Source organism: Lactobacillus xujianguonis, assembly GCF_004009905.1.
Classification (GTDB): domain Bacteria; phylum Bacillota; class Bacilli; order Lactobacillales; family Lactobacillaceae; genus Lactobacillus; species Lactobacillus xujianguonis.
In genome coordinates, this window is sequence record NZ_ML136931.1 from 1 (window position 1) to 1,812 (window position 1,812).

The 1,812-nt window shown below is 36.5% G+C and carries 1 protein-coding gene; it reads left to right on the forward strand.

Features of this window, described 5'->3' with window-relative positions:
• Positions 1–563: 563 nt before the first annotated feature.
• A partial coding sequence (locus tag EJK17_RS11135; protein ID WP_127796432.1) for an ISLre2 family transposase occupies positions 564–1,812 on the forward strand: 1,249 nt, incomplete at its 3' end.

Sequence of the window (1,812 nt, forward strand, 5' to 3'; positions counted from 1 at the left end):
CTATTACATTAATGAAGATCCACAGAAAGGTTTTAATGGGCTAACAGCTGGAGAAATGCGAAGAGAGGCACTCAAAGGCAATATTAAGAGTTGCCCTATTGCACCAAATCATCGAATTAAAAGATACACGACAAGAAAATTAAAGAAGCTAAAAAAAATCCTCAGCTGATTAATAATCAACTGAGGACTAAAAACTTTATGTAATTCTACTGTCTACTTGACAGGAAATGTATCAATTGTGGGAATTCTCTTTTTTGTTGGAAAAAAGTATCTAAGATGATACATAAGCAACAACTTATCATTATAATTTAGCATATGTTATTTAATAATATAAAATAATTGCTGAAGTTAAAGATTAAAAAGTTCTCCTCTTCACTACATATTTGCAGATTTATCAACGGCTAAAAGAAATTGTTAAAATTTGAAACCTGAGTGTAAAATAGTTTGCGGTGACGCTTAGTTACAAATTAAAAAGAGTCAAATCCTTTTTAGGACTTGACTCCAAAACAAAAAGACCAGTAGTCTGATGTTAAGAACAAAAATACATTAGAAGCTGGTCTTTTATGGAATTAATTGTAACTGAAATCGTCAAAATTATAAAGTCTGAAACTAATATTATTAAGCGTGAAAAAGCGTTACTGGTCTTCTTTCTCAATTTGATTAGAGACTTGATGTCTTTAGCTTTGGAAGCATTAGATCAAGAGCTGAGTGAATCAATGAAAGGTCAAGGCTACCAGATTGAAAAGAAGAATCAACGGTCAATTAACATGGCCTTTGGCGAAGTAACTTATGCCAGAAGAAGATATGTGAAAGCTGGTCAAGAGAGTCGCTATCCCTTAGATGAATTAATGGGCTTTGATAAATATAAACATTATAGTGTTTTAGCTGTGAGAAATATTTTAGAAGTTAGCAGTGTAGCCACTTATCGCAATACTGCCTTAGCGGTTAATTGCCTAGCTGGCTTTAATATTAGTCATGCTCAGATTGGTAATTTGGTTAAGGTTGCTGGACAAAAGATCAAAGAACAACAAGAAGCTGATAGTCGTTATGATGGTCAAACTAAAAAGAAACAAGTGCCAGTGCTCTATCTTGAAGGCGATGGTGTCATGATTAAAGGTACCCAAGGCCGCTTAGAATTTCATCGTTATCAGGTTTGTGAAGGAATCCGTAACGTAACTTACCAGCGTAGAGAGCGAATTAATGCCAAGGAATTTGTGTCATTAAGCCGCTTGGATGCTTTGAATGAAGCCAAGGAGTATTTGGCTAATACCTATGATCTGACTAATACCTTGATCATCAGTAATGCGGATGGTGGCGCTGGTTATACTAAAAAGGACTTTGACGAAATCATCGGCCGTTGCAGTAAGCATGAGCACTTCTTAGACGTCTTCCACTTGAACAAAAAGATTAAAGATCGACTCTGTTTTGCCCCAGAACTCCAAGGTAAATTGATTTATGCCTTAGAGATTAAATACGATCGCGACTTAGTGAATACGGTCCTAGACACTGCCGAAAGTAAATTGATCGATGAACTAGATACGCCGCAAAACCACGAGCATTTAACGCGGCTACGCAGCTATATTGATCGCCGCTGGAACGATATTAAGCCGTTCAAAATGCGTGATTTAAAAGTTACCAAGGCAATTGGTAGTTGTGAAAGTAATCACCGTAAGTATACTTATCGCGTTAAAGGCCAAGGCAAATATTGGTCTGAAGCTGGTGCCGAAGGCATGCTTCGAATTCTAACTTGCATCAAGAATGGAGACTTAGAAGAATGGCTCAACAGTGATTTTGAAACGAGCAAACTAATTA